Raw genomic sequence first — 8,548 nt, 5'->3', positions numbered from 1 at the left:
CACCAGCGTGCTGGAGGGCATGAACAATCGGATCAAGGTCATCAAGCGGATGGCCTATGGGTACCGCGACATGGAGTACTTCTTTCTGAAGATCCGTGCCGCGTTTCCCGGCAAAGTGCGATGAACCTTTTTTTTGATTCGAAGCCCAGCAAGCATGACGCATCCCGGCAAAAGCCGGAATAACTGCCATGCAGCATGGCCTATTCAGCGTATGGGGATTGTGCCGTCTTGCCAAGGGGGTTGGCTACTCGCCAAAAGGCGAGTCGGCGTCGATCATGCCATGACACGGATCAAATTTTCGTAATATCGGGATAACCGTTTGGTCCAAAAGCACTATACGAAACGGCACGAGGGTTGACATGGCTAATACGAGCAAAAATCAATGCATTAAATTACAAAAAAAAACACTTCATGACGATTCCGGGGGAACCGCATCCGACAGCTCGTACACCCACACCAGGATTTCGGCAATGACTTGATAAAGCGCCGGCGGGATACGCTCATCCAGGTCGAGTCCCATCAGCAGCGAAACCAGCTCGGGGGCATCGTGCACGTAGACCCCCTGACGCTGAGCTTCGCTCAGGATGCGCTCGGCCATGTCGCCATAGCCCTTGGCCAGTACCCGCGGTGCATCATCGCCGTCTCGGTAGGCCAGCGCCACGGCCTGACGGCGCGGAGATCGTCGCGAATCAGCCATCGTCGCCCTCCCCGCTCACGAGCCGGGTATCGATCAGCGCCTCTTCCAGACCGGCTACCAGCAGCCGTTCCTGAAGCCGAGACGCCCCGGAACGAAGGCTCGACAGTGCCGCCTCATCGGCGGAACGAAGCTCGACGCGTACCTGGGCTTCCCGCAACCACAGCACGACTTTTATCTCACCCAGCCGCGGCACCTCGAGACGCAGCTCGGAATGCCAGGTCCGTTCTTCCTCGCCATCGTCGTTGCGATCCGGGTCCTCGCCCTGCCCCTCGCGCTGGGCGGAAGCGGGAATCTGCACCATCAATGCCATGAAGATGCCCGACCAGACATCCCCCTCCCAGCGCAGCACGGGAGACACCAGCATCTCGAGCTGATGGCGCACCAGACCTTGCAGGCTTTCATGAACCGGCTGCTCAGCAACGCCGCCACGTGCCTGCAGGGCCGCCGGCTCGGTGGTGTCGCGAACGCTCGCCACCTCGGCTCCCGGCATGGCCGGCTGAGGTTGGGGGGCGCTGCGGGACGCCGCCGCTCCGGCGGCCGCCTCGCGGCCCGGCAGTAGCGCCCCGGTAGCGGCATAGGAACCCGCCGCCTGGGCCGCCCCCTTGTTGGCCGTCTGCGACGTCCCCAGCATGCCGGTCGCATCGGGCGTCGGCTGGGGTGCCTGCGTGCCGCGCGGCGCTGGCGTTTCGCCGCCCTGCGCACCGGTCACGCTGCCCAATGCGGCAGCCTGCCCCGCTTGGCGTACGGCACTGGCCGCTGCCTGAGCCGCACTCGCCGCCTGATTGGCCGCTCCCGCCTGAACCGACTGGTTCGCTACCCCCGGCTGAGCGCCTCCCTGGCCTGCGGCGCTGGCCAGCGGAGCGGGGGCCAGAGACTGACCCGCCGTCGCCGCTGCCGGAGTGAACTGCAGAGTCCGCATCATCTGCGGTTCGCGTTGCAACTGCTGGCGGCTCATCTCGCCGCGGTACCAGCGAGACAGGTGCGATTCATAGAAGAGCCCGCTATCGCGCACGCCGCTTTGCAAGCGTTGCGCCAACTCCGTGGCATTCGGGGGATCATCGGCGCCCATCAGCGGTACCTGGGTACTCAGCACGGAAGGCGGCGCAGGAAAGCGCAGCAGAACATCGGCAATGGTGCGCGCCGATGCGCTGAAATGGGTCTGGAAGGAGGCCTGCCGAGTGGCCTCGGCAAGGGGCAGGCGTTGGCTGGGCGCTTCACCGCGTTGCGGTGTGGGCGAGAGACCGGTGAGGGGAGCACCGCTCGGACGTCGACCATCGAGACGAGAATCGCTGTGCAGGGCACGCGGCCCTTCCCCCGGATCGACCGAGCGCACCGGCTCGTTGAGATCTCGCGGCGGCTGAACGTCGACACGCTTGCCGAGCACCTGGTGCAGCAGGGTATCGAGAAGCGGATTGATGCCGCTCACGTCGACCCCTGATCGAAACCGTCACCCAAAGGTGCGCCCTGCCGGCCGTAGGCACGCTGCAGATCACGCTGGCGTCGCGAGCTATCGATGAGCTGACCCAGCTCGTCCCGGCGCGCCACCAGATGCCGACGAATCGCCAGGTCATCGGCGAGAATCGCCTCCAGCAGCTCGGCCTTGTGCGCGGCATGTCCCGCGGGGAGCTCGCTTTCGGCATCCAGCGCCTTGATGCGATCCACCTGCTCCAGATAACGCTGCTGACGCTCGATGAGCTCGTCCCACTCAGCATTTCCAGCCAGGACCAGCATCTCGGCCACCAGGGAGCGAAGCCGCCGATAGGCGCCAATCACCGCATCGGGGCCACTCGCTTCGCTCATGGTCATCTCAGCCCTGTGCTTCGGCCGTGCCGATCTCGCGCCATGCCGACGCGATATCGTCCAGCAGCCGCTCTGCCTGATTGAGGCTCTCCACGTCGTTGTGGAGGTTGGCCGAGAGCAGCAAACGCGCGATGTAATCGTAAAGCGAGGCGAGCCGCTCGGCGATCTCGCCGCCTTTCTCGATATCCAGCGCAGCCGCCAACCCACTGTTGACGATCTCGAGGGCCTTGGAAATGGACTTGCCCTTCTCGCTCGTGTTGCCGGCTTCGATGTGGATGCGTGCCGCTCGGATCGCGCCAAGCGCACCGTCGAACAGCATCACGATCAGCCGATGCGGATTGGCCGACATCGTGGCGCTCTCGACTCCCACTCTGGCATAGGCACCGGCACCACGCCCGTAGGCGGTAGCTCCTCGCGTGGAACTCATGGTGGACTCCTCTATCGATTCGCCCCCACCGCGACCCAATCGTCATGGGCAGGGAAAACAGGCAATCAGTTTGACAAACTCTCGCTGGCCATGTGCCGGGAAAAAGGCCATCGCCTGCGCTCATTTCCTATGATCGGCCCAGCACGCCACAACTTTAGCGCTTGGCAGGCGTTTCACACTCGCTTCAAGTGGAAACGGGCACTTCCTCAACGGGCTCGCCAAGCTGGCCGACGACGTCGCCGCGAATCACCCGCCCCAGCGCATCGCCGGGTGGCTCGATGCGCTCGGTGAGCTGTACCTGGAAAGGGCGTTTCTGAGCGTCCAAGCGCTGTATCCAGCCCAGTTCTCCGCCCTTGAATCGCACCAGCGAGCCCACCGGGCGCAGCCCGAAGCACTGGATGTAACGTTTGACCCAGCGCGGGTCGAAGAGGCCCGGCTCCTTGAGCAGATGGCGGTAGACGCTATCGATGGCCCAGGCCGGACGGTCGGCCCTGTCGCGGCGCATGGCATCCACCACATCGACGACGGCGCTCATTCGCGCCAGCTCATGCAACTGGTCGCTGGCCAGCCCGCCCGGGTAGCCGCTGCCATCCAGCCGCTCGTTGATGCCGCCCACCACGGAACGTGCCACGCTCGCCGAAAGCCAATGGCACGTGCTGAGCCCCTCCAGGACCGTCGCCACATGGGGTTCGAGCTGGGCACGCTCATCGACACCGAAGGTTTTTGCCTCCATCAACGCCCTGGACAGCAGGCCTTTGCCCAGGTCGTGCACCATGGCGCTGGCAGCCATCGCCTTGCGCACATCGCGCGGCACGCTGTTGCCACCGGCCAGCACCAAAAGATGCACCGCAACGGCCAGGCCATGACGCACCAGCAACGGCTCGCGATACAGGCAGCGAGTGGCGAACAGCAGCGCCTCGGCATCTTCGTCGGCCAGCAACAGCAGACGATCGGCATGCCGCGAGAGCTGCACGGAATCGATGCTTCCATCCTGCTGGAGCTCCAGCAATTGGGCATCCAGGTAGCCCGCCACCCGCGCCAGGCGACGCGCCATGGGTGTGGGATAGTCGAGTAGGTTGCGACGCCCCACTGCCGGCGGCGCGGCAGACTGAGCCTGAAACAGCAGTGATGGCAGCCGCCCGCTGTCCCCGTCACCGGCGCTGCGCGTTGCTTCCCGCTCGATCTCGCGGACGAAATACCACAGCTTGCGCTCCTGCTCGCCGGTGACCGCTTCGAAACGAAAGCCCACCCGCAGTGCCTGGCGCTCGGGGTCGGACGCCTGGTGACGGGGCGACCCCTTCATCGTGAAGTGGGTACCGTCGGGAAAACAGAGTTCGATTTCCAGAGGGTGGGCGGAAGACCCCAGCAGCGAAGCCACCGATGCCGGCAGCTCCAGTTGACAGCCCTCCAGGGAAAGATCCTTGAGGTCTCCCTGGGCCGAGGCGTCGTCGTCACCACGCAGAATGGCACCCACCTCCATGCCCAGACGCAAGCGCGCACGGAACGACTCGCGGCGCTGCAATTCCTCGAGGTAGAGCGGATAGTCGCTCGTGCAAACGACACGATCGCCGCTGACGCTGCAGCTCTCCGCCTTGAGCATCGGCGTGCGCACCATCTTGCCGGCGATCTGCCCCAGCAGGCGGAAGCCCAGCCCACGCTTGAGTTGACTGGACACCTCGCGGATGGCGGTGACATCGAGCAGCAGCGACTCGCCCACCACCTGCTCGGTGAGCAGCACCGGCTGCGGGCTGCTCGCCGGCTTGTCGAGAAGCAGCGACGCCCCGCCTGGCTCGATCATTTGATCGAGCAGCGACTCGACCTCCGCCGGGCTGGTGATGCGTACGAAATCGTCTTGCGCCTGCGCCATCCTTGCCTCATCCCCAGCGGGCCGCCATGCGCGACCCGAAACCACAAACCGTCGACGGCCACCTCAACGCAGCCGTCACCAAGAGGCGTTCAGTCGCCAGAGGTCACTTATCGGCCGAAACCGGGCGATCTTTAGCACCGGACGCCATGTCACGCTCGACGAGATAGCCCCGCAACTGAGTCAGCGGCATCGGTCGGGCGAAATGAAAGCCCTGGAAGATATCGCAGCCGTGATTCTTGAGGTAGGTAGCCTGGGCCGCCTCCTCGATGCCCTCGGCCACCACCGCCAGGCCCAAATGGTGGGCCATGGAGATCACACCCTGCACGATGGCGCTGTCATGGGCACTGCGTGTCACGTCGCGCACGAAGCTGCGGTCGATCTTGATCTTGCCGATGGGCAGCACCTTGAGATAACTCAGGCTGGAGAAACCGGTGCCGAAGTCGTCGATGGACACCTCCACCCCCATCTCGCGCAGCAACCGCAGCGTCTCGATGACGGTGGCCGTATCGTTCATGAGAATGCCTTCGGTCAGTTCCAGCTCCAGGTACTCCGCTCCCAGTCCGGTTTCCAGCAGGGCTTGTTTGAGGTTGCCGAGGAAATTGGGGCGGTGGAACTGCAGCGGCGAAAGGTTCACCGAGACACGGAAGTGCCCCAACCCATCGCGAGCCAGCTCGCACATGTCGCGGCACGCCTGACGCAGCACCCACTCGCTGATCGGCACGATCTGCCCCGTCTCTTCGGCCAGGGGGATGAACAGCCCCGGCGACAGGTAGCCGCGCACCGGATGCTTCCAACGCACCAGCGCCTCGAACCCTACCACGCTGTCATCGCGGGCACCGATCAACGGCTGATAGTGCAGCTCGAAGTTGCCGCACTCGATGGCCTCCTGCAGTTCGTTACGCAGTGCCATGCGCGTGCTCACTTCATCGTTGATCTCCCCCGTGAAGCATTGCCAGACGTTGCGCCCCTTCTGCTTGGCGCGATACATCGCCATGTCGGCCTGCTGAATCAGCTCCACGGGACTGTTGAGGTCGTCGGTGAGGAAGGCCACGCCCACGCTGGCGCCGAGATAGAGCTCATGCTCGCCGACGCGATAGGCGCGCCCCACGCGAGCCAGCACCCGCTCGGCCAGGTTCAGGGCGTCGTCATCCTGCTTGATGCCCGGCAGCAGGATGACGAACTCATCGCTGCCGAAGCGCGCCAGCGTATCGCCGGGGGCGAGTTCGTCGCTCAGGCGCTTGGCCACCTGCACCAGCACTTGGTCGCCCACCTCATGACCGAGGCTGTCGTTGATCGGCTTGAAGTCGTCGAGGTCGATGAACAGCACCGCCAGCCGGGTCCCCTGCCGCCTCGCGAGCATCACGTCATGCGCGAGGTGATCCTCGAACAGCGAACGGTTGGCCAGGCCGGTGAGCGCATCGTGGCTCGAGTGGTACGCCAGCTTGGCCTCATAGGCCTTGTGCTGGGAAATGTCGTGCTGAACGCCGACGAAATGCGTTACAGAGCCGGCGCCATCGCGTACCGGCGCCATGAAGAGGTTGTTCCAGAACGGCGTGCCGTCCCTGCGGTAGTTGAGCAAGGTCACGCTCGCCTCACGACACTCGGCCAGCGCCTGACGCAGCTCGGCGAGCGCCTGCTCGTCGGTATCGCTGCCCTGCAGGAAGCGACAGTTGCGCCCCAGCACTTCGTCGCGGGAATAGCCGGTAATGCGCTCGAAGGCCTCGTTGACATAGATGAGCGGCATATCCGGCTGGCGCATGTCGGCAATGGTGATCCCATTGACGCTGGCCTCAACGCTGCGCTTGAGGATGAGCAGCGACTCCCGATTGCGCTCGCGCTCCACAGCCAGCGACACCAGATCGGCCGCCTCGATGATACGGCGCCGGTCATCTTCGCAGGGTACGGCAGGCTGGCGATAATAGGTCGCGAAGGTGCCCAGAACCCGACCGTCGCTGCCGACGACCGGATAGGACCAGCAAGCCCGCAAACCGCACTGGGCCGTGAGGTCATGGAACCCTCGCCAGCGGGCGTCGTTGGCGATGTCGTCGCAGATCACGAAATCGCGCTGAAAGGCCGCGGAACCGCAGGCACCCACATTCGGGGCGATAGGCACACCCCGTACGGCCGTGAGAAAGGCACTGGGCAGGCTGACGCTGTAGACCTCATCCAGACGCTGCCCTTCACGGTCACTGAGCATGATCGACGACAGCGCGCCCGGCGACTGAGCTTCCACCATGCGACAAATCGCCTGAAGCGTCGACGCCAGCGGCTTGTCGCGCGCCACCATGGTCTGCACGCGCTGCTGAGCCCGCAGATGGCGCTGGGTGTTGGCCAGAGTCACCGAACGACGGGCACTGAGATTCGCCACGCCCAGACTGAAGGCCATCAGGTAGCTGAGAACGAAGCCGCCGATGCCCACGCCCACGGGCAACGCCCCAGCCAGAGTCGACGACTCGGCCTTCGGCGCATAGCCGCGGGCCTCTATCGGGGTTCCCCCCGGCAGCATGAGCAGGCCGCGGCTGAGTTCGATGCCGGGTTCGCCATGGGAGCCGGCATTGAGCGGCAGCCGAGCGCCCTCACGGTGCACGGTGATCACCAGCGGGCTGACGTACGAACGCACCTCGCGACTCAACAGCCGTTCGAGGTCGATCACGGCCACCAGTTGCCCCCGCGGCGCTTCTTGCCAAGGCAAGGGCACCGCCACCATGGCCAACTCCGGGCGCTCGGCGTCGGGCAGAATCCAGCGCGGATAGGGGCCGCCGACTGCCAGCCAGTCGAATAGCCAGCCATCCTCCCGGCTTAGCCAGTACCTGACGCCAAAGGCAGGATCACGGTCGTGCCCCCAGACGATGCGCTCATTCTCATTCTGCCAATGCAGCGAAACCAGGCTGGAGGTGTCGCGAAAATAGCTGGCGAACTCGAGCTCTCGAAAGCCGGCTTGCGGTAACCCGCCAAGCTTCCCCCAACGCTCGGCCATGCGCTGCAGCAGCAGCTGATGCTGGTCGATCTCACGCTCGGCCGACACTTTGAAGCTGCTCAGCAACTCTCGGGCCTTGGTCAGGCGAGCATCGTAGTGCTGCCAGGTCAACGCAAACCAGACCAGTGCCGTCGCGGAAAGGCTAACCGCCAGCGGCAGCATCACCGACCGAGGCAACACGGCAGGAAATTCGGTCAGGTTGCGCCCCACCAGCACCAACGCCGTCCCCAGAAACAGCGTAGGGAGGGCAGTGAATGCCGACGAGAACGCCTGCGACCAAAATGGCGGAAGCTCCACGACCGGCCACAGCTCGACCGCGAGATTCCCGCCGCTGACCACCACCAACAGAACGCCCGCGCCGATCCAGAGCAGACGCGCCCTGTCAGAGCGCGTTCCGACCATGAAACACACCGCCAAGGCAGCCACCGCCATACTGGTGAGCGGCATTACCGGAAATGGCCAGCCCTGCACGACGACATCCAGCGGTGCCGGTAGCCACGCCAACAGCGGCACCACGCCCAGCATCGCCAGCACGCCGCCACACAGCCGTCTCTCGTGAGCTCGTGCCAACAGCGTCGCCAGGAGCCCGCCACCGGCCAGCAGCATGATCGGCAGACTGGCCAGAGGCGGACGCCACTGCGCCGGCAGTTGCCAGGCCATCAATCCATTGATGAGGCCCATGACGAGCAGCAGCGTAGCCACCATGGCCAGCCAGGTATGGATTGCCACCTGCTGCGTGCTATTGGGCATGCCGCCCCCGTAGGAATCATTGTCCGTATC

7 protein-coding genes are annotated in these 8,548 nt (G+C 64.7%); 1 reads left to right on the top strand and 6 read right to left on the bottom strand.

What is annotated here, in order from left to right:
• Nucleotides 1-124 (top strand): transposase (locus GFD32_RS01740; RefSeq protein ID WP_163574721.1); only part of this gene is annotated, 124 nt, incomplete at its 5' end.
• 285 nt (nt 125-409) lie between these two features.
• On the opposite strand, the gene GFD32_RS01735 is transcribed toward GFD32_RS01740, so the two are convergent.
• From GFD32_RS01735 to GFD32_RS19870, 6 genes are all read right to left on the bottom strand, one after another.
• Nucleotides 410-697, bottom strand: a complete 288-nt coding sequence (locus GFD32_RS01735) for an EscU/YscU/HrcU family type III secretion system export apparatus switch protein (protein ID WP_163574719.1) — start codon at nt 695-697, stop codon at nt 410-412.
• Nucleotides 690-2,123, bottom strand: coding sequence for a flagellar hook-length control protein FliK (gene fliK, locus GFD32_RS01730; protein WP_163574717.1), 1,434 nt, complete (start codon nt 2,121-2,123; stop codon nt 690-692). The genes GFD32_RS01735 and fliK overlap by 8 nt, the downstream gene beginning before the upstream one ends.
• Nucleotides 2,120-2,497 (bottom strand): flagellar protein FliT, encoded by a 378-nt coding sequence (locus tag GFD32_RS01725; protein ID WP_240455510.1) that lies wholly within the window; start codon nt 2,495-2,497, stop codon nt 2,120-2,122. The genes fliK and GFD32_RS01725 overlap by 4 nt, the downstream gene beginning before the upstream one ends.
• A 7-nt stretch (nt 2,498-2,504) precedes the next feature.
• Nucleotides 2,505-2,924: a flagellar export chaperone FliS gene (gene fliS, locus GFD32_RS01720; RefSeq protein WP_163574713.1), complete on the bottom strand. Its 420-nt coding sequence runs from the start codon at nt 2,922-2,924 to the stop codon at nt 2,505-2,507.
• A 184-nt stretch (nt 2,925-3,108) separates the two neighbouring features.
• Nucleotides 3,109-4,791, bottom strand: coding sequence for an HD domain-containing phosphohydrolase (locus GFD32_RS01715; protein WP_163574710.1), 1,683 nt, complete (start codon nt 4,789-4,791; stop codon nt 3,109-3,111).
• Nucleotides 4,792-4,894: 103 nt separating this feature from the next.
• Nucleotides 4,895-8,518: an EAL domain-containing protein gene (locus GFD32_RS19870; RefSeq protein WP_163574708.1), complete on the bottom strand. Its 3,624-nt coding sequence runs from the start codon at nt 8,516-8,518 to the stop codon at nt 4,895-4,897.
• Between the last annotated feature and the right edge of the window lie 30 nt (nt 8,519-8,548).

Origin of the sequence: Halomonas faecis (genome assembly GCF_010993975.1) — a bacterium.
Lineage (GTDB): Bacteria > Pseudomonadota > Gammaproteobacteria > Pseudomonadales > Halomonadaceae > Halomonas > Halomonas faecis.
Note: the sequence above shows the minus strand (reverse complement) of the source record. Positions and strands in the feature narration are given on the sequence as shown.